The sequence below is a fragment of the Streptomyces sp. NBC_01497 genome (genome assembly GCF_036250695.1).
GTDB lineage: Bacteria > Actinomycetota > Actinomycetes > Streptomycetales > Streptomycetaceae > Streptomyces.
Map to the genome: position 1 here is coordinate 857,791 of NZ_CP109427.1, position 21,701 is coordinate 879,491.

Annotated in this window: 21 protein-coding genes; 7 read left to right on the top strand and 14 right to left on the bottom strand. The window is 72.0% G+C overall.

Features of this window, described 5'->3' with window-relative positions:
* Positions 1-35: 35 nt before the first annotated feature.
* From OG310_RS03730 to OG310_RS03755, 6 genes are all read right to left on the bottom strand, one after another.
* The gene (locus OG310_RS03730) at positions 36-980 is read right to left on the bottom strand and encodes a PfkB family carbohydrate kinase (RefSeq protein WP_329454436.1); all 945 of its coding nucleotides are present in this window, start codon (positions 978-980) and stop codon (positions 36-38) included.
* Positions 977-1,966, bottom strand: coding sequence for a zinc-dependent alcohol dehydrogenase family protein (locus OG310_RS03735; RefSeq protein ID WP_329454437.1), 990 nt, complete (start codon positions 1,964-1,966; stop codon positions 977-979). Before OG310_RS03735 ends, OG310_RS03730 begins: the two co-directional genes overlap by 4 nt.
* On the bottom strand, positions 1,963-2,865 hold the full coding sequence (locus tag OG310_RS03740; RefSeq protein ID WP_329454438.1) for a carbohydrate ABC transporter permease: 903 nt from the start codon (positions 2,863-2,865) through the stop codon (positions 1,963-1,965). The genes OG310_RS03735 and OG310_RS03740 overlap by 4 nt, the downstream gene beginning before the upstream one ends.
* A complete protein-coding gene (locus OG310_RS03745) occupies positions 2,862-3,839 on the bottom strand; it encodes a carbohydrate ABC transporter permease (RefSeq protein WP_443078542.1) in 978 nt (325 codons plus the stop codon). The genes OG310_RS03740 and OG310_RS03745 overlap by 4 nt, the downstream gene beginning before the upstream one ends.
* A complete protein-coding gene (locus OG310_RS03750; RefSeq protein ID WP_329454439.1) occupies positions 3,836-5,209 on the bottom strand; it encodes an ABC transporter substrate-binding protein in 1,374 nt (457 codons plus the stop codon). The genes OG310_RS03745 and OG310_RS03750 overlap by 4 nt, the downstream gene beginning before the upstream one ends.
* A gap of 256 nt (positions 5,210-5,465) precedes the next feature.
* A complete protein-coding gene (locus tag OG310_RS03755) occupies positions 5,466-6,227 on the bottom strand; it encodes a DeoR/GlpR family DNA-binding transcription regulator (RefSeq protein ID WP_329454440.1) in 762 nt (253 codons plus the stop codon).
* A 456-nt stretch (positions 6,228-6,683) separates the two neighbouring features.
* Between OG310_RS03755 and gndA the strand changes: the two genes are divergently transcribed.
* The gene (gndA, locus tag OG310_RS03760) at positions 6,684-8,126 is read left to right on the top strand and encodes an NADP-dependent phosphogluconate dehydrogenase (RefSeq protein WP_329454441.1); all 1,443 of its coding nucleotides are present in this window, start codon (positions 6,684-6,686) and stop codon (positions 8,124-8,126) included.
* Positions 8,127-8,646: 520 nt separating this feature from the next.
* Here gndA and OG310_RS03765 read toward each other — a convergent pair.
* Both OG310_RS03765 and OG310_RS03770 read right to left on the bottom strand, forming a co-directional pair.
* Entirely contained in the window at positions 8,647-8,991 is a 345-nt protein-coding gene (locus OG310_RS03765; RefSeq protein ID WP_329454442.1) for a GNAT family N-acetyltransferase, read from the bottom strand.
* Positions 8,992-9,042: 51 nt separating this feature from the next.
* Positions 9,043-9,627, bottom strand: a complete 585-nt coding sequence (locus tag OG310_RS03770) for a DoxX family protein (RefSeq protein WP_329454443.1) — start codon at positions 9,625-9,627, stop codon at positions 9,043-9,045.
* Positions 9,628-9,829: 202 nt separating this feature from the next.
* Between OG310_RS03770 and OG310_RS03775 the strand changes: the two genes are divergently transcribed.
* Entirely contained in the window at positions 9,830-10,132 is a 303-nt protein-coding gene (locus OG310_RS03775) for a DUF4235 domain-containing protein (protein WP_329454444.1), read from the top strand.
* A 95-nt stretch (positions 10,133-10,227) separates the two neighbouring features.
* The gene (locus OG310_RS03780) at positions 10,228-10,866 is read left to right on the top strand and encodes an endonuclease (RefSeq protein ID WP_329454445.1); all 639 of its coding nucleotides are present in this window, start codon (positions 10,228-10,230) and stop codon (positions 10,864-10,866) included.
* Positions 10,867-11,191: 325 nt separating this feature from the next.
* Here the strand turns inward: OG310_RS03780 and OG310_RS03785 are convergent, their stop codons facing one another.
* Both OG310_RS03785 and OG310_RS03790 read right to left on the bottom strand, forming a co-directional pair.
* On the bottom strand, positions 11,192-11,392 hold the full coding sequence (locus OG310_RS03785) for an antitoxin (protein ID WP_329454446.1): 201 nt from the start codon (positions 11,390-11,392) through the stop codon (positions 11,192-11,194).
* Positions 11,393-11,478: 86 nt separating this feature from the next.
* Positions 11,479-11,871: a luciferase domain-containing protein gene (locus OG310_RS03790; RefSeq protein ID WP_329454447.1), complete on the bottom strand. Its 393-nt coding sequence runs from the start codon at positions 11,869-11,871 to the stop codon at positions 11,479-11,481.
* A 188-nt stretch (positions 11,872-12,059) separates the two neighbouring features.
* Here OG310_RS03790 and OG310_RS03795 point away from each other — a divergent pair, with 188 nt between their 5' ends.
* Together OG310_RS03795 and OG310_RS03800 are read left to right on the top strand one after the other, a co-directional pair.
* Positions 12,060-12,614 carry an inositol oxygenase family protein gene (locus tag OG310_RS03795; RefSeq protein WP_329454448.1) on the top strand — a complete coding sequence of 185 codons (555 nt, stop codon included), beginning with the start codon at positions 12,060-12,062 and terminating at the stop codon, positions 12,612-12,614.
* 236 nt (positions 12,615-12,850) lie between these two features.
* Complete coding sequence (locus OG310_RS03800; protein ID WP_329454449.1) at positions 12,851-13,246, top strand: PPOX class F420-dependent oxidoreductase; 396 nt, start codon at positions 12,851-12,853, stop codon at positions 13,244-13,246.
* Between the two features lie 28 nt (positions 13,247-13,274).
* Here the strand turns inward: OG310_RS03800 and OG310_RS03805 are convergent, their stop codons facing one another.
* Together OG310_RS03805 and hpnH are read right to left on the bottom strand one after the other, a co-directional pair.
* Positions 13,275-14,201: an aminoglycoside phosphotransferase family protein gene (locus OG310_RS03805; RefSeq protein ID WP_329454450.1), complete on the bottom strand. Its 927-nt coding sequence runs from the start codon at positions 14,199-14,201 to the stop codon at positions 13,275-13,277.
* Positions 14,202-14,404: 203 nt separating this feature from the next.
* Positions 14,405-15,406, bottom strand: a complete 1,002-nt coding sequence (gene hpnH, locus OG310_RS03810; RefSeq protein WP_329454451.1) for an adenosyl-hopene transferase HpnH — start codon at positions 15,404-15,406, stop codon at positions 14,405-14,407.
* Between the two features lie 121 nt (positions 15,407-15,527).
* Between hpnH and OG310_RS03815 the strand changes: the two genes are divergently transcribed.
* Positions 15,528-16,166, top strand: coding sequence for a TetR/AcrR family transcriptional regulator (locus OG310_RS03815; RefSeq protein WP_329454452.1), 639 nt, complete (start codon positions 15,528-15,530; stop codon positions 16,164-16,166).
* Positions 16,167-16,293: 127 nt separating this feature from the next.
* On the opposite strand, the gene OG310_RS03820 is transcribed toward OG310_RS03815, so the two are convergent.
* Positions 16,294-16,989 (bottom strand): TetR/AcrR family transcriptional regulator, encoded by a 696-nt coding sequence (locus OG310_RS03820; protein ID WP_329454453.1) that lies wholly within the window; start codon positions 16,987-16,989, stop codon positions 16,294-16,296.
* A gap of 158 nt (positions 16,990-17,147) precedes the next feature.
* On the opposite strand from OG310_RS03820, the gene OG310_RS03825 reads away from it, so the two are divergent.
* On the top strand, positions 17,148-19,367 hold the full coding sequence (locus OG310_RS03825; protein WP_329454454.1) for an MMPL family transporter: 2,220 nt from the start codon (positions 17,148-17,150) through the stop codon (positions 19,365-19,367).
* A gap of 310 nt (positions 19,368-19,677) precedes the next feature.
* Here OG310_RS03825 and OG310_RS03830 read toward each other — a convergent pair whose 3' ends face one another.
* Positions 19,678-21,609 carry a glycoside hydrolase 5 family protein gene (locus tag OG310_RS03830; RefSeq protein WP_329454455.1) on the bottom strand — a complete coding sequence of 644 codons (1,932 nt, stop codon included), beginning with the start codon at positions 21,607-21,609 and terminating at the stop codon, positions 19,678-19,680.
* Positions 21,610-21,701 lie beyond the last annotated feature (92 nt).

Sequence of the window (21,701 nt, forward strand, 5' to 3'; positions counted from 1 at the left end):
GCGGCCCCCGCGGCCGTGTCCGTGCCTCCCCCGGCTCAGGGGTGCGCAGCCACCGGCGCGGTCAGTGCCGTGCCGGAGCTCGCCACCACCGACGCGGCGGCCCGCCCCGCGAAGGCCAGGATGTCCGCTGCCTGTTCGCGGGTCACCCGTACGGGCCCGCCGGGCGGCGGGGCCAGTGCCACGACCCGGTTCAGGACGGCCGCCGCGAAGGCGTCACCGGCGCCGATCGTGTTCACGACGGTGACGGGTGCCGCGGGCACCGCGACCCGCTCGCCGTCCGGGGTGAAGGCCACACTGCCGTCCGCGCCCCGGGTGAGCAGGGTGAGCCGGCCGCCGGCCGCGAGTTCCCGGCAGGCGTCCTCGGCGCCGCGGTCCGGCCAGAGCGCCGCCAGGTCCTCGTCACTCACCTTGACCACGTGCGCGTGCCGGCACAGCTCCCGCAGCAGCCGCGCGCCGTCCGCCGGGTCGATCGACCGGTCGGTGCGGACGTTCGGGTCGACCAGCAGGACGCAGGAGCGGGCCGCCGCCCGCGCCGTGGCCGCCACCGCCGCCGCGGCGGGCGGCACGACGGCGGCCAGCCCGCCCGCGTACACGGCGGCGAACTCGTCGGCACGCCCGGCGAGTTCGCTGATCCGGAAGGTGGCCGTGTCCGCGAGGTGGAAGTGGTAGCCGTTGCCGTCCGGCCGGGGGTCGGTGACCGCGAGCGTGGTGGGCAGCGGGGAGCGGGAGGTCAGCGAGAGGTCCACGCCCGCCCCGGTGAGCACGCGCTCCAGGTCGCCGGCGAAGGCGTCGCCGCCGAGCGAGCCGGCGAACCAGCTCGGTGTGGCGAGCCGCGCCAGCCCCACGGCGACGTTGACGGGCGCGCCGCCGGGCTCCGCCGCGTACCGCCGCACCCCCTGCGGTCCCTCCTCGTACGGCACGAGGTCGATCAGCGCCTCCCCGAGGACGAGGACGGCGCCGGGCGGCGGTACCCGGCTCACGGCTCGATCACGATCTTGCGGCCCTGACCCGCCTTGAAGCGGTCGAGCGCGCGCGGGTACTCCTCCAGCGGCATCCGGTCGCTGATGAAGACGGCCGGGTCGAGCACACCGCTCGCGAAGAGGGCGGCGGCCCGCTCGTAGCTGTGCAGGACCGCCATCGAGCCGGTGATGGTGATCTCCTGGTTGTAGATCTTGTACGGCTCGATGACGGCGGTCGTCGCGTAGTCCGCCACCCCGAACTGCAGGAAGGTGCCGCCCTTGGCGACCCTGCCGAGGCCGTCCTGGATGGCGCCCGCGTTGCCGGTGGCGTCCACGACGACGTCCCAGCCGCGTACGGTCTCCAGTTCGTCGGCGCTCGACGCGGAACGGGAGCAGCCGAGCTTCACGGCGGTGGTCAGGCGCTCGGGGTTGACGTCGAGCATGTCGACGCAGGCCGCGCCGGTGCGCTTGGCGAGTTCCAGCATCATCAGGCCCATGGTGCCCGAGCCGTAGATCAGCACCTGGGCACCCAGGGTGGAGTTGAGCACGTCGTATCCGCGTACGGCGCAGGACAGCGGCTCGATCAGCGCCGCGTCGTGCACGTCGATGTGGTCCGGCAGCTTCACGCAGTTGGCGACCGGGGCGAGTGCGAACTCGGCGGCGCCGCCCGGCTTGCTGACACCGATGGCGTTCCACCGCTCGCACAGGTTGCCCCGGCCGATGCGGCAGTAGTGACACTCGTGGCAGTAGAGCGAGGGGTCGACGGCGACCTTGTCCCCCACGGCCAGTTCGGTGACGTCCGAGCCGAGCGCGACGATCTCGCCGGCGAACTCGTGTCCGGGCACGATCGGCAGGGTCGGCGCGAACTCGCCCTGCAGGATGTGCAGATCGGTGCCGCACAGGCCGCACGCGGCGACCTTGACGAGGACGTCCCGGCGGCCCGGCGTCGGGTCGGGAACCGTCTCGACGGACACCTTGCCGGGCGACTCGATGATCGCTGCCCTCATTTGACTGCTCCAAGCGAAAGGCCCTGGACGAGTTTGTCCTGGGCGGCGAAGCCGGCGGCGAGCACCGGCAGGGACACGACGACGGACGCGGCGCACAGCTGGGCGAGGAACAGCCCCTGACTGGTGACGAATCCGGTCAGGAACACGGGGGCGGTCTCGGCGCGCACGCCGGTGAGCACCCGCGCGAACAGCAGCTCGTTCCAGCTGAAGATGAAGCAGATCAGCGAGGTCGCGGCGATGCCGGGCGCGGCCACCGGGGCCACCACCCGCACCAGCACGGTGGGCAGTCGCGCGCCGTCGACCTGTGCGGCCTCGATGATGGAGACCGGCACGTCCGCGAGGAACGACTGCATCATCCACACCGCGATGGGGAGGTTCATCGAGGTGTAGAGGATGACGAGCAGCCACACGTTGTCGAGCAGGCCGGTGTTCTTCGCGAACAGGTACACCGGCAGCAGGCCGGCGACGACCGGCAGCATCTTCGTCGACAGGAAGAAGAACATCACGTCGGTCCACTTCTCGACGCGCTTGATGGACAGCGCGTACGCGGCCGGCAGGGCCAGCACCAGGACGAGCGCGGTCGAAAGCAGCGACGAGGTGGCCGAGTTGATCAGCGGCGGCCAGGGGCTCGCGCCACCGCCCGCGCCGAAGAACACCTTGTATCCGGAGAGGGTCAAAGGCGCCGCGATCGACGGCGGGTTGGTGGCCGCGTCGGGCTCCGAGTGGAACGACGTGAGCAGCATCCACAGCGCCGGCAGGCAGAAGGCGATGCCGACGACCCAGGCGAGCATCCCGAGCCCGGCGGACCTGCGGCGCTGCTTGCGGGTCTGGGGCGCGTGCCGGACCCGCGCCGTGCGGGCTGCGGCGGGCGCTGACGCGGTGGTCGAGGTGGTGGTCATGCGCGGCCCGCCTCCTGGCTGAACAGGGACGAGACGACCCGCAGCGCGAAGGTCGCGATGATGATCGTGCCGATCACCACGACGACGCCCGCTGAGGAGGCGAGTCCGTACTCGTGGGCCTGGTAGAAGGTCTGGTAGATGGTGTACGGGAGGTTGGCGGTGCCGAGGCCGCCCGCCGTGATGGTGAACACCGCGTCGAAGTTCTGCACGATGTTGATCGAGCCGAGCAGGATGCCGAGTTCGAGGTAGCGGCGCAGGTGCGGCAGGGTCAGGTAGCGGAACATCTGCCACGCGCTCGCTCCGTCGAGGCGGGCCGCCTCCAGTGTCTCGGCCGGCCTGCTCTGCAGGCCCGCGAGCAGGATCAGCATCATGAACGGCGTCCACTGCCACACCAGCGCGATCTCCACGGCCGTGAGCGGCAGGTCGGAGATCCAGTCGGGCTGGACGGGGGTGTGGTCGCCGAACAGTGACGTCACCCAGGCCCACGCGCCGTTGAGCAGGCCGTACTCGGGGTTGTAGAGCACGTGCTTCCACAGCAGGGCGGCGGAGACGGGCACCAGCAGGAACGGGGTGATCAGCAGGGTGCGCACGAGGCCCCGGCCGAAGAACTTCCGGTCCAGCAGCAGCGCGAGGAGCAGGCCGATGACGACACTGGCGACCACCACGGTCACGGTGAGCAGGATCGTGGTGAGGACCGAGTCGCGCATGTCGGGATCGGTGAAGACGGTGGCGTAGTTCGACAGGCCGTGGAAGTGGCGTTCACCCGGGGCGAGTGAGTTCCAGTCGAAGAGGGAGATCACCAGGGTTGCCACGAAGGGCAGTTGGGTGACGGCGATAAGGAAGATCAGAGCGGGCATCAGCGGCGCGCGGGTGGCCCAGGCGCGCGCCCTGCCGCCGGGGGCCCGGCCGCCGCGGCGCGCGGTGCGCGCCGGGCCGGCCGGGGACAGCGCCGGGGTGGTGACGGAAGTGGTCACCGCTGCTCCTTGCCGGCCTTCTCGGCGAGGGCCTGGGAGGTCTTCAGCGCGGCGGCCACGGACTCCTTGCCGGCGATGGCGGAGCTGATCTCCTGGGAGACCTTCGTGCCGAGGTCGGTGAAGTCGGGGAAGTCGACGAACTGGATGCCAGGGGTGGGCCGCTGCTGCACGCCGGGGTTCTTCGGGTCGACGCCCGCGATGGAGGACTTGGTGATGTCCGCGAACGCGGAGGCGTCCTTCAGGTAGTCCGGGTTGGAGTAGGTGGAGGCCCGCTTGCCCGCGGGCACGTTCGGCCAGCCGATCTTCTGGCCGACCAGCTTCTCGTAGCCCTTGCCGGACGCCCAGGAGATGAACTTCCAGGCGGCGTCCTGGTTCTTGGAGGCCTTCTGCACGCCCCACGCCCAGGTGTAGAGCCAGCCGGAGGTGCTGGTCTGGTCGACGGGCGCGGGAACGTAGCCGATCTTGCCCTTGACCGGCGAGTTCGACGCCTCCAGCGAGCCCGCGCCCGCCGTGGAGTCGTACCACATGGCCGTCTTGCCCTGCGTCATGTCGTTGAGGCACTCGGCGTAACCGGACTGGGCGGCGCCCGCCTCACCGTGCTTGCGGACGAGGTCGACGTAGAACTTCGTGGCCTTCTCGAAGGCCGGCGAGGTCAGTTGGGCGTTCCAGTCCTTGTCGAACCAGGTACCGCCCATCGTGTTGACGACGGTGGTCAGCGGCGCGATCATCTCGCCCCAGCCCGGCAGGCCGCGCAGGCAGATGCCCTTGACGCCGGGCGCGGCGCCGTCGGCCTTCGCGGCGAGGTCGGCGACCTGCTGCCAGGTGGGGTGCGCGGGCATCGTCAGGTGCTTCTGCGCGAAGAGGTCCTTGCGGTACATCAGGAACGACGACTCGCCGTAGAAAGGCTCCGCGTAGAGCTTGCCGTCGGTACCGGTCAGCGACTCCTGCATGGGCTTGAGGATGTCGTTCTGGTCGAATGCCGTGTCCTTGGCCGCATAGCCGTCGAGCGGCGCCAGCCAGCCGTTCTTGGCGTAGAAGGGCACCTCGAAGTTGCTGATGGTGGCGATGTCGTACTGGCCGGCCTGGTTGGAGAAGTCCTGGGTGAACTTGTCGCGGGCGTCGTTCTCCGGCAGTACGGTGAAGTGCACCTGGATGCCGGTCTTCTTGGTGAAGTTGGCGGCGGTGAGCTTCTGCAACTCGGTCATCTGCGGGTTGTTGACCATGAGGACGTTGAGCGTCTTGCCGCCGCCCCCACCGGAGGAGCTGTCGTCGCCACCGCCCGCGCCCGCGCACCCGGCGAGGAGGGTGGCCGCCGCCACGCTCGCGCCCAGGCGCCCATACCTTCGCTGCCGTCGCTGGTTGACTGACATGGGGTCTCCCGATCATCGTCGTTCGGTGGATGGTGAATGTGGAGGGTGAATGAGGAAGTGGGGACAGGAGTGGGGTGCGCGGCAGGGTCCTGGAGTGCCCGGCGCCCGGTCCTGAGCCCGTCCGCCGCCCGGCCGGCCCCTGCTCCCGGGGGGTCGGGGACAGGGCGTCAGCGCCACGGCGGGCGGGGACGGAAGCAGGGTGAACAGGTCTCGGGTACGGCGCGGTCACGGGGTACCCGGCGGTCCTGGGCCGGGGTCAGACGCGCAGCACCTGCGGGCCGAGCAGGCTGTAGCGGTGTGCCTCGGTCGACGAGAGGCCCGCGTCCGTGACGATGGTCTCGAAGTCCGCCACCTCCGCGAACCGGCAGAAGCTGACGGCCCCGAACTTCGTGTGGACACTGGTCAGGACGCGCCGTCTGGCGCTCCGCATGGCCTGCGCCTTGACCTCGCTGACCGCGGGATCGGGGGTCGTCAGGCCGTACTCGCGGGAGATGCCGTTGGCGCCCACGTACGCCAGGTCGATCACGAACCCGGAGAGCATCCGGGTGGTCCAGTGGTCGACCGTCGCCATGGTGGAGCCGCGCACCCGGCCGCCGAGCAGCAGTACCGCCGTCTTCTCCGTGCCCGCCAGCGCGGTCGCCACACCGAGGGACGCGGTCACCACGGTCAGCGGCCGGTCCCTCGGCAGCGCCTCGGCCACCAGTCTCGGGGTGTAGCCCTCGTCCACGAAGACGGTCTCCGCGTCGCCGAGCAGGTCGGCCGCCGCCGTCGCGATGCGGGACTTCTGCGGGACGAGCCGGGTCGTGCGCACCGCCAGGGTGGTCTCGAACCCGGCGCTCTCCACCGGGTAGGCGCCGCCGTGCGTCCGGCGGACGAGGCCGTGTTCCTCCAGCGCGCGCAGGTCCCGCCGCACGGTCTCCTTCGCGACCAGGAGCTCGGCGGCCAGGTCGGTGACATCCACGGATCCGTCCCTGCGGGCGACGTCGAGGATCGTTCGTCGGCGTTCGTCGGGGTCCATGGCACACTTCCCTGCTTGCTTCTCACTCGGCCCTGTGCCCGATCGGGTCCCGTACCCGTTCGGGCTCATGCGTCGTTTGTACAAGCAACGCCCGGCCCTGGACCAGCTTCTTCGCCACGGCGGCTGTGCCCGTTCACGCCCGTTTCACCGTTCGCCTTTGAGCAGGTCATGACCGATCGGGCGCCCGATGCCGCCCGGATCGGTGACCGATAGGGGCCACGGGCCGCCCGGACCGTGCCCGCCGGCGGTCCTGTGGCCCCGTCCGGGCCCGGGTCGGACCCTGCCCGGCGGCGCGCCGGGCGGCCGCCCGCAGGCCCGCCCGCCGGCCCCTTGCGACGGTGCCGCGCCGGGGAGCGATCCGACCCGCGCGCGTGGATCGCGGAATGAACGGCGCTCCACCACCATTGGTGATCAGATGGAAGAAGACATCCACGGACACGCTTCAGGAGTACACGCATGAGTGGTACTGCCCAGATCGGCGTCACGGGGCTGGCGGTCATGGGCCGCAACCTCGCCCGTAACTTCGCGCGCAACGGCCTGACGGTCGCGCTGCACAACCGGACCGTCGCCCGCACCCGCTCCCTGGTGGAGGAGTTCGGCGACGAGGGTTCCTTCGTGCCCGCCGAGAGCGCCGAGGACTTCGTGGCGGCGCTCGAACGGCCGCGCCGGCTGATCATCATGGTGAAGGCGGGGGAGCCGACCGACGCCGTGATCCAGGAGTTCGCCCCGCTGCTCGAAGAGGGCGACGTCATCATCGACGGCGGCAACGCGCACTACGAGGACACGCGGCGCCGCGAGCGGGAACTGCGCGAGCGCGGCATCCACTTCGTCGGCGTCGGCATCTCCGGTGGTGAGGAGGGGGCGCTGCACGGCCCCAGCATCATGCCGGGCGGATCCGCCGAGTCCTACGCGTCGCTCGGCCCGCTGCTGGAGAAGATCGCGGCCAAGGCGCCCGACGACGCGCCCTGCGTGACGCACGTGGGCCCGGACGGCGCGGGCCACTTCGTGAAGATGGTGCACAACGGCATCGAGTACGCCGACATGCAGCTGATCGCGGAGGCGTACCACCTGCTGCGCGCGGTCGCCGGCTACTCGCCCCAGCAGATCGCCGAGACCTTCCGCCGCTGGAACACCGGCCGGCTGGACTCGTATCTGATCGAGATCACCGCCGAGGTGCTGTCGCACACGGACGAGGCCACCGGCAAGCCGTTCGTCGACATCGTGCAGGACCAGGCGGAGCAGAAGGGCACCGGCCGCTGGACCGTGCAGACCGCGCTCGACCTCGGGGTCCCGGTGTCGGGCATCGCGGAGGCGGTCTTCGCGCGCTCGCTGTCCGGCCACCCGGCGCTGCGTGAGGCCTCCCGGTCGCTGACGGGCCCGAGTGCCCGTCCGCTGGACGAGGCGGGCGCCGCGCGCTTCGCCGACCAGGTCGAGCAGGCCCTGTACGCGTCGAAGATCGTCTCGTACACGCAGGGCTTCCACCAGATCCAGGCGGGCAGCGAGGAGTTCGGCTGGGACATCGACCTCGGGTCGGTGGCGGCGATCTGGCGGGCGGGCTGCATCATCCGCGCCGCCTTCCTCGACCGGATCCGCAGCGCGTTCGACACGCGGCCCGACCTGCCGAGCCTGCTCCAGGACAAGCAGTTCGCCGAGGAGATCGGCGCGGCGCAGGACGACTGGCGGGCCACGATCGCCGAGGCCGTGCGCCAGGGGGTGCCCACGCCGGGCTTCTCCGCCGCGCTCGCCTACTACGACGCGCTGCGCGCCGAGCGGTTGCCGGCCGCGCTCACCCAGGGACAGCGCGACTTCTTCGGTGCGCACACCTACCGCCGTACCGACCGCGCGGGGTCGTTCCACACCCTGTGGGGCGGGGACCGCTCCGAGGTCTCCACGGACTGACGGCACGCGGCGGCGCCGTATGCACGGAGGGGGACGTCCGCACCCGGCGGCCGTATCCACGGAGGGGGCCGGTCCGCTTGAGGACCGGCCCCCTCCGTGGGTGCGCTCCGCCGCCGTACGCCCGTTCGGGCATACGACTGCCCGGCCGCCTCAGCCGAGCGGCCCCGGGGCCGGCTCGGGTTCCGGCACCGGGTCGGGACCCGGAGGCTTCGGAATCGGGTCGGGCGAGGGCAGCGGTTCCGGTGGTACGGGCGTCGGCCCCGGGACGGGACCGGGCGCGGGACCCGGCGCGGGTCCCGGCGGGCCGGGCGTCGGCGTAGGGGTGGGAGGCACCGGGTCGGGGTGCGGACTGGTCATGTCGGACCTCCAAACGCGGGACGTCCTCGACGGGGCTCCGGCGAAGGACGTCTTCTCCACTGTCTCTCCCGTCGCGTGCCCAGCGGCGGCGAGCCCACGCATGATCCAACCCGATCGTGCCCCGGCGGTCGCGGAAGGTCACCGCCCCGGTGCTCGCGGAAGGTCACCAGCGGTGCGGGTCCGCCTTCAGCTGCGCCTGTGCGTCCGTCACCAGGTCCGCGGGCGGTAGGGGGGCCTCGTCGGGGTGGCGCCGCGCCCACTGCGCCGTGTACGGGCACAGCGGGACGACGGGGACCTCCCGCTGTGCGGCCATCCGGTAGAAGTGCCGTACGAGAGCACTCGCGATGCCCATGCCCTGGTGCGCCTCGTCGACTTCGGTGTGGACGGCGACCAGCGCGGGCGGAGCCGCGTCGAGGACGAAGTAGGTGAGGACCCCGACGACGGCGCCGTCCTCCTCCGCCTCCAGCCGGCCCCGCGGCCGGTCGTCACGGATGTCGATGTGTGCCATGCCGTTCGTCGTCTCCGTCTCTCGGCTCCCACCACTGCCGTGTGCCGGGGCTCAGATCTCGCCCACCGTGTCCGAGTTGCCGAGGTCGTCGGACTCCTCGGCCTGCGCCGCGGCGGTGGCCTGCTCCAGGGTCTGGGTCCGCTTGCGGATCACGCAGGCGGTGACGAGGCCGCTGACCGCGAAGGCCGCCGCCACCATCCACGTCCGGTCCAGCCGGTGTCCCGTGGCGTGGTCGAGGGAGTAGCGGCCCGCACCGGTCAGGCCGAGGCTCGCAGCCGTCCAGCCGAGGAATCCCGGGTGTTCGAGGCCGCCGGACGCGCTGAAGAACCCGTTCGGGGCGTGCACGGCCGCCGCCCCGGCCATCGCGCCCGCGGCCACGGCGCCCGCCGCGGGCGTCGCGAGACCGAGGGCCATCAGCGCGCCGCCGCCCGCCTCGCCGACCCCCGCCAGGAACGCGCTGCGCCGCCCGGGCTGGAAGCCCATGGACTCCATGGCCTTGGAAGTGATGTCCAGCCCCGCGCCGCCGAACCAGCCGAACAGCTTCTGCGTCCCGTGGGCGACCAGGACGGCGCCGGTGCCGAGCCGCAGGGCGAGCAGGCCGAGGTCACTGTGGTCGCGGTGGATCGCACCGTTCATCGGGGGCTCCCAGGGAAGTCGGGGACGATCGGGCCGCGGCCGGGGCGGGACGTTCGCACGCCCGCACACGCGCCCTTGACCTCCACTGTCCGCTCCCACCGGGCCGGACGGGAACGGTACTGGGCCGTTCGGGTGACCCGGGCGGACGCCGGGCAGCCCACGGCCGCCGTGTGCGGCGCCGTACGCGGGGCACCCGTCCGGCGTGACGAAGACGAAGAAACAGAAGCTGTCGCTGACGTACAAGCCGGTGGGGTTCGTGCTCGGCTGGGTCGGTGGATCACTGGCCGGGGCGCTCTTCCGCACCACCTGGAAGGCACTGCGCCACGAGGACGACGCGCCGGACGCCCTGGACCGCGACCGCGGCTGGGGCGAAGTGGTCCTCGCGGCGGCCGTGCAGGGCGCGATCTTCGCCGCTGTCAGGAGTGTCGTGGACCGCTCGGGCGCCAAGGCCATCGAGCGCGCCACCGGCACCTGGCCGGGCACGGGCGGCGGTGGGCGGGACTGACGCCGCCACGCGCTCCTGGTGGACGGGCCGGCCGCCAGGAGCGGGAGCCACGGGCAGGCCGGCCGGGCAACCGACATCGAGGAGGTGTGTGGACCGTGGCGAACAGGAGCCAGAGCGACACCGTCGAGCGACTTCTCGACACCTACGGCAGGACGTACACCGACGAGGCGGGCATCCGCCTGCGCGACACCCCGCAGCCGCTGTACCGGCTACTGGTCATGTCCGTCCTGCTGAGCGCGCGGATCAGCTCCGGCATCGCGCTCGCCACCGCGCGGGCGCTCGCGGACGCGGGGCTGCGTTCCCCGCGGGCGATGGCGGACGCCACCTGGCAGCAGCGGGTGGACGCGCTCGGCGAGGGCGGTTACCGGCGCTATGACGAGCGCACGGCGACCCAGCTCGGCAAGGGCGCGGAACTGCTGCTGGAGCACTACCGCGGCGACCTGCGACGCCTGCGGGCGACGGCGGACGGCGACCGGGACAGGTTGAGCCGGCTGCTGCAGCAGGTGCCGGGGCTCGGCCCGGTCGGCGCGGACATCTTCCTGCGCGAGGTGCAGGACATCTGGCCCGAGGCCGCTCCCTACCTGGACGGGAAGGCCCGGCAGGGCGCCCGCAAGGTGGGGCTCCCGGACGACCCGGCCCGGCTGGCCCGCCTGGCGGGCGACGACCCCGCGCTGTTCGCCGCCGCACTGGTACGGGTGTCGCTGGACCGGCACGCGGAGCTCGCGACCGCGTGAGGGCGCCGCCGGTACTCACGGCCTCATGACCGCACGCCGGGGAGCCGCGACCGCGTGGTCGCGCCTCCCCGGCGTCGTGACGCGCGGATCGAGTGGCCCGGTCGCGGACGGCGCACGGTCATCGCGTACGACACGTGCCGGCGCGGCCCGTACGGCGGATGACATCGCGCACTGCCGTATCGGCGGGCGCACGGACGTCCTGCCGGGGCGCCGCGCCGCTCCCCCGCCCGCTCCTTCGTCCCCCTCGGCCGCGCCCGTCGCGCGCGAACGCCGGTGTGCGCCACACGGAAAGGTGTGGCGCACACCGGCGTGAGGACGCCTGCGGTCAGCCGCGCGGTGGGTTGTCGTCCCCGGACCTGGGGTCGTTGCCCATCTGCTCGTCCATCTTCTTCTGCCCGGTGTCGACCTGGTTCTCGTACTTGTTGCCGGTCTTCTTGTCGACGGCGTCCCCCGCCTTGTCCACACCTTTGTGGGCAGTGTCCTCGTGCCCCTTCATCATGCCCTTGAGCTTGTCGAGCATCGACATGGCTGGCTCCTCACTCGGGACGTACTACTCTCCCCACCATCCACGCCACCGCACGATCCCGCATCCGCAGCCGTCCGGGGGCCAGCTCAGGGTGAGTACGAGTACGCGTGGGTGCGGCTGCACGGGTCGGTCCTGTGGCCGCTCACCGCGTCGATCCCGTCGTCCGGCAGCCCGGCCGCGCCCTGCAGCGCCGCGCTCACGAGCGTGACGAGCAGGTCGATGTCGGCACCCGTCTCCAGCCGCACGGTGACCCAGCCGGAACCGGGGTGCAGCCGCAGCGCGGTCGAGTTCTTGAGTGCCGGGCGCAGTTTTGCGATCATGGTGCTGGCGAGGTGCACATCGGCCTCGTGCTCGCCGTGGAAGTGCACGATGTCGCGGGTGCCCTCACGTACGCACAGGTCCGTGCCGCAGTAGCCCGCTCCGGCGCTGAGACCCGGCCAGGTCATCAGTCGTTCTCCGGCATGTCTGGCACCGTTCATGCATTCAGCGTGCCCTATCGGGGGCGCCCGGCACAGGGGATTCGCGTAACGGAGAGGACTCGGATGCGCCGTGTTGACGCGGTGATGGTCCGTTTCTGTTCGCTGCGCGTTCAACCCGTTGTGGCGCGGACCGTTCATTCCCGCGTGATCTGCTCGTCGTCGCGACGGTGAACAGAGGAAGGAAGCCCATGACCGCTCACTCGGTGGACGAGCTGATGGATCTCCTCCACGCGTGCCGGGGCGCGTGGGACACCCCGGACCGCACGGGCGATCCGGTGGACCTGCACGACCATGCGCTCCAGACGGCGGCCCTGCTGCGCCGCAGACATCCTGCCGACAAGGAATTGCAGGTCGCGGGATTGCTGCACGACCTGGGGCATCTCCTGCGTCCCGGCGACGACGCGGGGCACGCCGACTCGGCGGCCGCCGCGGTGCGCCCGCTGCTCGGTGAGCGGGTGGCGCGGCTGGTGCAGCTCCACGTACCGGCCAAGCGGTATCTCGCGGCGGCCGAGCCCGGTCGGAGCCTGTCACCGCAGAGCGACCTGACACTGGGGGTGCAGGGCGGTCCGATGACGGCGGACGAGATGGCCGCGTTCGTCCAGGATCCCTGCGCCCAGGACGCACTGACTCTCCGTCAGGCCGACGACGAGGGCAAGGTCGTGGGACTGGACGCGGGCGAACTGGAGGACTGGCGGCCGGTGTTGGAGCATCTGGCGGCGTCCCGTACCGGAGCCGCCCGCTGAGCGTCGCGCACCCACGCCCCCCGTTCCCGCCCACCCCGGCACCGGCCGCGGCCACTGCGGCCCGCAGCGCCGGTCGGGAGCGCACGGCCGGGCTGTCGGGGGCGGTGTGTCACCCGCCGTCGCGGCTCCGGCTCAGCCTCCCTTCACCCGGGACCCTCCGGACGCATGGGTGGTTTCCTCCCCGGTGGGGCCCGGTGCGTGCCGGCCACGGCGCCCGCGGGTAGCCTGCGGCCACGATGAAACTCTCCGATGAACTGACCGCGCTGCTGCGCGAACCGAGCACCTGCTACCTGACCACGCTGATGCCCGACGGGTCCCCGCAGATCACCCAGGTCTGGGTCGACACGGACGGCGAGAACGTCCTCGTCAACAGCGTGCGCACCCACCTCAAGACGCGGAACATCGCCCGTGACCCCCGCGTCGCCCTCGCCGTCTCCTCACCGCGGAACCCGTCGCGGTACGTGCAGATCCGCGGCCGGGTGGCCGAGGTGAGGACCGACGGCGCGGCCGACCACATCGAGGCCTTGGCCCACAAGTACCTGGGCGGTCCGTACCCGTGGTTCGGCGGCCGGGACCAGGAGCGTGTCCAGTTCGTCATAGAGGCGGGGAGTGTCAGCGGCATCGGGAACTGACCGGCCCCAGCCCCCGTTGGTCCTTGCGTCACCCCATGTCGCGTACCAGCTGGTCGAGTTGGCGCACCGCGGTGGCCATCCGGTCCGGGTGGCCTCGGAAGAACGGGTCGTCGGGCACGGGCAGGGACGCCGCGAGTCCCCAGCCGCGGCCGCGCGCCCAGGTCGCGTCGTCCACCCCGAGCGCGGCCCGGAACCGGGGCCGGGCCGACGCGGGCAGGAACGTCCAGGCGGGGAGCAGGTCGACGGCCGGATCACCGGCCGCGAGCGTCCCGAAGTCGATGACGCCGCTCAGTTCGCCGTCGGCCACGAGAAGGTTCCCGGCGGCCAGGTCGCCGTGGATCCACACCGGGGGCCGGTCCCACGCGGGTGCGGCGAGCGCCGCGTCCCAGACGGCGCGGACGCCGTCCGCGTCCACGCCCGGCAGCTCCACGACCCGCTCCAGCTTGGTCCGCACACGCCATTCCACGGCGAGGGAGTCCCGCTCGTCGCCCATCGGCACTCCCCGGAACGCGTTGCTCCACTCTGGGCCCGGCGCGCCCGTGGCGTCGACCGTCCGGAGCGCGGCGATGAATCCGGCGAGCCGGTCGGCGGCGCGGTCCGGGTGTGTGAGGTGCTCGCCGGTCGCGGCCCGGCCGCCGAGCCGGCGGTTGACCGACCACGGGAACGGATATCCCTCGCCGGGCTCTCCCCTGCCGAGCGGGACGGGTACCGCCAGCGGCAGCCGCGGGGCGAGGACCGGCAGCCAGCGCTGCTCCCGCTCCACCTGGCCCACCCAGCGCGGGAAACGCGGCAGCCGCACCGACATGGTCCCGCCGAGCCGGAACGTGGTGTTGTCCATGCCCTGCTGGGGCTCGGGGGCGAGCGGCAGCCCGGCCCACTGCGGGAACTGGGTCGCGATCAGCCTGCCGACCCGCTCCGCGTCCACCTCGACGGGTCGCTCACCGCCCTGTGACATCGGTGTCCTCCGCGTTCTCCGGCCGGTCCGCCGTGGCCGGCGGTGCCCCATCCCAGCGGGTGGGGCGGCCCGGCGTCCACCGGTTTACCCCTGAGGCCGGCGGAACGAGCCGTTCCCGGACGCACGGGAGCCGGGGCGGACGAGGAGCCTCACGCTCCCCGCCCGCCCCGGCGGCCCGCCGCGGACGAGCGGTGTGCTCCGCGTCAGCCGATGACCGCGCGCAGCGACTGCTTGAGCGATCCCATCGTGGCGAGCACGGCCGTCGGCTCGTAGCCGCAGTGGGCCATGCAGTTGTCGCAGCGGGGGTCCTTGCCGCGCCCGTACTTGTCCCAGTCGGTGTCGTCGAGCAGTTCCTGGTAGGTCTTCGCGTACCCGTCGCTCATCAGGTAGCAGGGCTTCTGCCAGCCGAACAGCGAGTAGGAGGGGACGCCCCAGGGTGTGCACTCGAACTCCGCCTTGCCCTCAAGGAAGTCGAGGAACAGCTCGGAGTGGTTGAGGCGCCACCGCTTGCGCCGGCCCTCGCCGAACGCTTTCCTGAAGACCTCGCGGGTCTGCTCCACACCGAGGAAGTGGTCCTGGTCTGGGGCCTTCTCGTAGGCGTAGGCCGGCGAGATCTCCAGGCGGTCGACCTTCAGCTCGTCGTTGAGGTAGTCGAGGACCTCGATGATGTCCTCGGCGGTGTCAGTGTTGAAGAACGTCGAGTTGGTGTAGACGGCGAAGCCCGCGGCCTTGGCCTGCCGGATCGCCTCGACGGCCTGGTCGAAGACGCCTTCCTTGCTCACCGACTCGTCGTGCCGCTCCCGCATGCCGTCGATGTGCACCATCCACGCGAAGTTGCGGTGCGGGGTGAACTTGTGCAGGTGCTTGGGCAGCAGGACCGCGTTGGTGCACAGCACCACGAACTTGCCCCGGTCCAGGAGCTCCCGCGTGATGATGTCGATCTGCGGGTGCATCAGCGGCTCGCCGCCCGCCAGGGACACCATGGGCGCGCCGCACTCCTCGACCGCGCCGATGGCCTGCGCGACCGGCATGCGCTGCTTGAGGACTCCCGCGGGGTGCTGGATCTTGCCGCAGCCGTTGCAGGCGAGGTTGCAGGCGAAGAGCGGCTCGATCTCGACGATGAGGGGGAACTTCTCCGTCCTCTTCATCTTCTGTTTGACGAGGTGGCTGCCCATCTTGACGGTCAGGTTGAGGGGTAGGGCCATGACCTTTTCTCCGTTCCCACGGGGCCCTTCGGCTCCGTCGCGGACGCGTCCCGCGCATGCGTCTGTTGGCTGGCATACACGATGCTCTCAACATACAGCCTGTATGGGACAGAATAAAGGCATGTCCCCACCACCGAAGTCCGTGTCGAGCCGGCGCGCCGAGCATGTCGCCGACACCCGGGAGGCCCTGCTGGGCGCGGCGCGCACCCTGTTCGCGAGCCGTGGTTACGCGGCCACGGGAACGGAGGACATCGTCTCCGCCGCCCGGGTGACGCGGGGCGCCCTGTACCACCACTTCCGGGACAAGGCGGACCTCTTCACCGCGGTGATGGAGCGGTGCGCGCGGGAGATGGCCGACCGGCTGATCGAGCAGGAGACCCGCCGCGCGGAGGCGGAGCACCAGGAGGACACCTGGAGCCTGCTGCGCACGGGTTTCCAGTCGTTCCTCGACGCCTGCGCGGACCCGGACTTCCAGCGGATCGTGCTGATCGAGGGGCCCGCGGTGCTGGGCCACAGCGTCTGGGACGCGCTCGTGGAGAAGCACGGCTACGTACTGCTGGAGGAGGTGCTGTCGCAGGCGGTCGCGGAGGGCAGGATCGACCCGCTCCCCGTGCGCCCGCTGACCCGCATGCTCGGCGCGCTGATCTCGGAGGCGAGTCTGTACATCGCCCGCTCCGACGATCAGCGGCGGGCACGCGCCGACGCCGGAGCGGTGCTCGACCGGATACTGACGGGCCTTCGCCGCGGCGGGGAGTCCTGAGCGCCCCGGTCCCGTGCGGCGGCGCCCGGTCGGGGGCCGCGGCGGCCGGTGGATCGGCGGCCGGTGGTCAGCGGTCAGCGGTCGCGGACCGGGGGACCGCATCAGTCGCCCCCGGGTCGCGACGGTCTCAGCCGTCGCCTATGGCCGTGTACGCCTCGTCGAGGAGGTCGTTGACGCGGTCCACCGTCCGTTCCGCCACGGGCAGTTCGACGCACGACTTCAGCGCGGAGAGCAGCGGTGAGATGGCCGCGCTCGCCAGCACGCGGGCCCGGAAGAGCGGATCGGGCGGCGAGGGGTCCGCGCCCGCGCCCGTCGGTGCCGTGTCACGCGCCGCCTCACCGGTACCGGCGCACCCGGCCGGGAGGGACAGGAGCCGGACGGTCGGGGTCGAGACCCCCGCGAGCCGGGGCCGCAGCCCGTCGGCGAGGCCCTCGCAGAACTCCTCGATCATGCGGTGCATGCCGGGCGCCGACTTGTCGAGCAGCCGCTCCCCCATGTCCCGCACGAGCAGGCCCATGACGTGCGGATGCTGCTCCTCCAGGCTGCGCAGCGCCCGCCAGACCGCTGTGAAGGGACGCTCTGACGCGGGCCGGCCGGCCGTGAGGTCACGCAGCAGCGGGATCAGTCCCCGCACCTCGGCCAGCACCAGATCGTCCTTGAACGGGAAGTACCGGTAGACCGTGCGCTCGGTGACCCGGCAGACATCGGCGATCTGCCGCATCGTCGTCGCCTCGAAGCCCTGCTCACCGAAGAGGCGCAGCGCCGCGGCGAGAATCCTGGCGCGCGTGCTCTCGCGGCCCCCCGGCCGTTCCTCTTCCGTCACCCGGACAGTCTCCCACGCGCGCTGAGCGGGGGCGATGCGTCGTGTCAGGTCTGACAGGGCGGTGGATGTCAGGCCTGACACGAGTGCTAGCGTGAGGGCGGATGTCAGGTCTGACATTCCTGCGTCCCTCTGCCCGCGCACCCACCCGGAGAGCCAGCATGGCGAGTCTTCTCTACCGTCTCGGACGTTTCTCCTTCCGCCGCCGACGGCTTCTGCTCTCGATCTGGCTGGCCGCCCTCGCGCTGATCGTGGCCGGGTTCGCGCTGGCGGGCAGCGCGCTCGACGAGCAGTTCTCCATACCCGGATCGCAGTCCCAGCAGGCGCTGGACCGGCTCAAGACCGTGGAGCCCGCGGCCGGCGGAGTGAGCGGGCAGATCGTGTTCACCGCGCCGCCCGGCAAGAAGGTCACCGAGCAGCCGTACGCGAACGGGATGGCGGCAGCGCTGCGGGCTGCCTCCCACGCACCGCAGGTCGGTGCGGTGATCCCGCCGCAGAAGGCCGGGACGCTCACTCGTGACGGCCGTACGGCACTGGCTCAGGTGCAGTACTCCGTGTCCGCTCCCGATGTGCGGACCACCAGCGTGGACGCGCTGCAGGACGCGACGAAGCCCGCCACACGGGCCGGGCTCACCGTGCACGTCGGCGGCGCGGTCTTCGCGAGTCACGGCGTGCAGGTCGGCGCGACCGAGGTCATCGGTGTCCTCGTGGCGCTGGTGGTACTCGTGATCACGTTCGGATCGCTGCTGGCCGCGGGCATGCCCCTGCTCACGGCGATCGGCGGACTGGCCGTGTCGCTGTGCGCCCTGATGCTGCTCGGACATGTCTTCACCGTGTCGTCGACCGCGCTCACCCTGGCCGTGATGCTGGGGCTCGCCGTCGGCATCGACTACACCCTGTTCATCCTGTCCCGGCACAGGACGCAGCTGGCACGGGGCATGGACGTGGAGGAGTCGACCGCACGGGCCCTCGGCACGGCGGGCAGCGCGGTCACCTTCGCCGGACTCACCGTCGTCGTCGCGCTGGCCGGACTCTCCGTGGTCGGCATACCGTTCCTCACCGTCATGGGGCTGAGCGGCGCGCTGACCGTGGTGATCGCCGTTCTCGCGGCCACCACCCTGCTCCCCGCACTGCTCGGCTTCGCCGGTCGACGGCTCGTGCCGAAGCCGGCCTCGCGGGCTGCGCGGCGCGAAACCAGCGACAAGCCCGCCATGGGGGCCCGGTGGATCAGGGCCACCACCCGCAAGCCGTTGCTGACCCTGCTCGCCGGCGTGGCCGTGCTCGTCGTGGTGGCGATCCCGGCGCGGGACCTGCAGCTCGCCCTGCCGGACAACGGATCCGCCCCGCAGGGCTCCAGCCAGCGCGAGGCGTACGACGCGGTGTCCGACGCCTTCGGGCCCGGCTTCAACGGCCCGCTGCTCGTGCTCGCCGACACCGCGCACGCGAAGGGCGGTACGAAGGGGGCCCGCGCCGAGCTCAACCAGGTCGTCGCGGACCTGAAGAAGCTGCCGGGCGTCGCGGCCGTCACCCCGCCGCAGCCGACCTCGTCCAGGACCGACGAGGTGCTGCAGCTCGTCCCCACCACGGCCCCGGACGCCCAGGGCACCCAGGACCTGGTGCACGCGGTACGCGACTACGCGGACGGGGCGCGGGAGCAGTCCGGCGTCTCGCTCGCGGTGACCGGGACCACCGCGGTCAACGTGGACGTGTCGAGCAAACTCAGCGCGTCCCTGGTGCCGTTCGCCGCGGTCGTCGTGGGGCTCTGCCTCATCATCCTGCTGATCGTGTTCCGGTCGCTGGTGGTCCCGTTGAAGGCGACGATCGGATTCCTGCTGTCGGTCGCGGCGGCCTTCGGCGCGGTGGTCGCGGTCTTCCAGTGGGGCTGGCTGGCCGATGTGCTCGGTGTGACGAAGACCGGCCCGGTGGTCAGTTTCCTGCCGGTGATCCTGATGGCCGTGCTGTTCGGACTGGCCATGGACTACGAGGTGTTCGTCGTCGCCGGCATCCATGAGGAGTACGCGCACGGCCGCGAGCCGAGGGAGGCCATCCAGCGCGGCGCGCCGGGCGCCTTCCGGGTGGTGACGGCGGCGGCGCTGATCATGATCGCGGTGTTCGCGGGGTTCGTGACGCTCGACGACGCGATCGTGAAACCGATCGCGTTCGCGCTGGCCTTCGGTGTGCTGGTCGACGCGTTCGTGGTGCGGATGACGCTCGTGCCGGCGGTGCTCACCCTGGTGGGGCGGGCCGGTTGGTGGCTGCCGAAGTGGCTGGCGCGGATCCTGCCGACCGTGGACATCGAGGGGCGCGGGCTGCCGGAGCGGGCCGCCCCGGAGCCGGCCGCCGTGGACGACCGGAAGCACGAGGTGCCGTCCGGCCATTGAGCGGCCGACGGTGAACGGCGGGACCGCGGGGCCCTGGCCCCGGCAGGCCCCGGCCCGGCTGCCCTGAACGGGCGGGCCGCCGGGCCGGGGCCTTGCTCCGTCGACCGGTCACGTCGATGGCGCGTGCGGCGGCCGAGGCCCGGGCTCCGGCGGCTCCGGCCCGGTGCGAGGGCGGTGGCGCCCGGACGCCCAGGCCGCGCGGGCCGCAGCGGTCAGGTCGTCCGGCCAGGTCGGTTCGTTCGGTCCGGCCAGGTCGGGTCAGGTCGGTCGGTTCGAGCAGGTCTCGTCAGGTCGGTCAGTTCGGATCAGGTCAGGTCAGTTCGAGCACCCGCACACCGAAGGGGTCCAGCGTCACCTCGGTCACCGGCGCGCCGTCGAGGCCGCACAGGACGCCCCCGGCACGTGGCCGTACCGTCAGTTCGGTCGCGCCCTGACTCACCAGCCACACGAAGCGGCGCCCGTCCTCGTGGCGGACCGTGTCGGCGCAGACGTGCGGAGTGTCCACCGTCACCGGCCGGGCCGCGCCCGCGACCTGTGCGAGCGCCGCGTAGAGCCGGTGTGTCTGCTCGGGGTTGATCCGTGCGCTGCGGGCCGCCATGTGCTCCAGCGGGTACGTCGCAAGGACGGTACGGCCCCGGCCCAGTGTGTGCTCCAGCAGTGCGGGCCTGCCGTGCGCGTCGGTGGCGATCACACGCGCGCCCCGCGGGACCACGGGGAGGTACGCGCGGCTGTCCTCATTGCCCGCCACCGGGAAGCGCAGGGTCTCCCCCGCCGTGATCGACCCGAAGTCCACGAGGAAGGTGAGGGCGAGTTCGTCGTCCTCGATCGGCTCCGCGACGCCGTAGGTGAGTTGCTGCTCGACACCGAACAGGGCGTCCAGGCCGTCGAACCAGGGGCCTCGCGTGCCGGGGTGCTCGCCGGAGCAGAACGACAGGTAGACGGTGGCGCCCTCGCGGGCCCTGCGCTCCAGTTCACGCCGGGTGCGCGTGGTGAACTGCCGAGTGGACGGCAGCAGATAGAGCTTCGCGTCGCCGGGCAGGCCGTCGGCCTCGCGGCTGAGCGCGACCGGCAGGTCGGCCGCGCGGGCCGCCACGTACGCCTGGTGCAGCGAGGTGAAGATCAACGGCCGGTCGGCGGGGCGGCTGTAGGGGTAGCCGCGTTCGAGGAAGGCGGGGACGACGAGCGCCGTGTCGGCGTCGGAGCGGTGGCACCTGGCGAAGTCGGTGGCCGCCAGCACCCCGGCGAAGTCGTCCAGTTCCCGCAGCGGCGGCTTCGGCGCGCCGGAGCTGTCCGTGATGCCGAAGTGCATCTCGAAGGGGTGGTGGTCGTACGGGGAGCGGTCCCACAGCGCGTCGTAGTCGGTGTTGTTCCAGGCGATCCAGCCGGTGGCCCCGCCCAGCAGCGAGTTGTGCAGCGTCTGCCGGTAGTACACGGCCGCCGCCTCGGCCGAGACGGTGTCGGTGGACAGCCCGAACTCCTCCAGTACCACCGGCTGCCCCGTCACCGAGGCCAGTTCGCACTCGAAGGCGGCGCGGTAGTGCTGGCGGACCCGGTCGGTGTCGGAGCGGTAGACGTGCGGGCCCACGAAGTCCACGTACTCGGCGGTGTCGCGCAGCGAGAAACCGTTGTCCCGGCCGGTCACCTCGATCCCCCACGCGCCGTCGCCGAGCGAGAGGGGCTGGGTGCCGCCCGCGGCGCGCACGGCATGGCACATGGCCTGCGCCCAGGCCGTGACGACGTCGGAGGAGGGCGGGTCGACCTGGTGGATCCGGCCGTAGCCCGGCATCTCGTTGGTGATGAGCCAGCCGGTGACGGCGGGATGGTCCTTGAACCTGCGGGTCATCTGGTGCACGAACCAGGCCTGGCGGCCCACCATCCACACGTCCTCGTACAGGTCCCGCCCGCCGCGCCACGCCGGGTCCCAGTTCTCCCCCGACATGTGTCCGACGATGAACGTGGGCACGGTCGCCATGCCGCGTTCGCTGTGCGCGTCCAGGAAGTCGCGGAAGCGGTCGCACAGCTCCTCGTCGATCCGGCCCGGTTCGGGATGGAAGTCGGGCCAGTAGAAGAAGGACCTGGTCATCGTGAGGCCGTGGTCGCCGAGGACGGCCAGTTCCTCACGGACCACCGCCGGATCGTAGTCGCGCCACATCAGCGGTCCGCCGGTACGGGACCAGTAGTTGGCGCCGAGCCAGGGCAGGACGGCGGCATCGTGGGTGAGCTGGGCGGTGTGGCGTCGCATACGGGTGTCTGTTCTTTCCTCGGTGTGTTCGGTGTGCTCACCGCCGTCCGCAGCCGTGGCGGCGCGGTCCGGGGCCGGTGGTGCTTCGGTGC

What these genes read in the sequence shown, in the direction of transcription:
- OG310_RS03765 (WP_329454442.1), bottom strand. Translation starts at nt 8,991, where the DNA reads ATGGCACACATCGACATCCGTGACGACCGGCCGCGGGGCCGGCTGGAG.
- OG310_RS03735 (WP_329454437.1), bottom strand. Translation starts at nt 1,966, where the DNA reads ATGAGGGCAGCGATCATCGAGTCGCCCGGCAAGGTGTCCGTCGAGACG.
- OG310_RS03755 (WP_329454440.1), bottom strand. Translation starts at nt 6,227, where the DNA reads ATGGACCCCGACGAACGCCGACGAACGATCCTCGACGTCGCCCGCAGG.
- OG310_RS03790 (WP_329454447.1), bottom strand. Translation starts at nt 11,871, where the DNA reads ATGAACGGTGCCAGACATGCCGGAGAACGACTGATGACCTGGCCGGGT.
- OG310_RS03795 (WP_329454448.1), top strand. Translation starts at nt 12,060, where the DNA reads ATGACCGCTCACTCGGTGGACGAGCTGATGGATCTCCTCCACGCGTGC.
- OG310_RS03750 (WP_329454439.1), bottom strand. Translation starts at nt 5,209, where the DNA reads ATGTCAGTCAACCAGCGACGGCAGCGAAGGTATGGGCGCCTGGGCGCG.
- OG310_RS03815 (WP_329454452.1), top strand. Translation starts at nt 15,528, where the DNA reads ATGTCCCCACCACCGAAGTCCGTGTCGAGCCGGCGCGCCGAGCATGTC.
- gndA (WP_329454441.1), top strand. Translation starts at nt 6,684, where the DNA reads ATGAGTGGTACTGCCCAGATCGGCGTCACGGGGCTGGCGGTCATGGGC.
- OG310_RS03740 (WP_329454438.1), bottom strand. Translation starts at nt 2,865, where the DNA reads ATGACCACCACCTCGACCACCGCGTCAGCGCCCGCCGCAGCCCGCACG.
- OG310_RS03805 (WP_329454450.1), bottom strand. Translation starts at nt 14,201, where the DNA reads ATGTCACAGGGCGGTGAGCGACCCGTCGAGGTGGACGCGGAGCGGGTC.
- OG310_RS03785 (WP_329454446.1), bottom strand. Translation starts at nt 11,392, where the DNA reads ATGTCGATGCTCGACAAGCTCAAGGGCATGATGAAGGGGCACGAGGAC.
- OG310_RS03830 (WP_329454455.1), bottom strand. Translation starts at nt 21,609, where the DNA reads ATGCGACGCCACACCGCCCAGCTCACCCACGATGCCGCCGTCCTGCCC.
- OG310_RS03825 (WP_329454454.1), top strand. Translation starts at nt 17,148, where the DNA reads ATGGCGAGTCTTCTCTACCGTCTCGGACGTTTCTCCTTCCGCCGCCGA.
- OG310_RS03770 (WP_329454443.1), bottom strand. Translation starts at nt 9,627, where the DNA reads ATGAACGGTGCGATCCACCGCGACCACAGTGACCTCGGCCTGCTCGCC.
- OG310_RS03800 (WP_329454449.1), top strand. Translation starts at nt 12,851, where the DNA reads ATGAAACTCTCCGATGAACTGACCGCGCTGCTGCGCGAACCGAGCACC.
- hpnH (WP_329454451.1), bottom strand. Translation starts at nt 15,406, where the DNA reads ATGGCCCTACCCCTCAACCTGACCGTCAAGATGGGCAGCCACCTCGTC.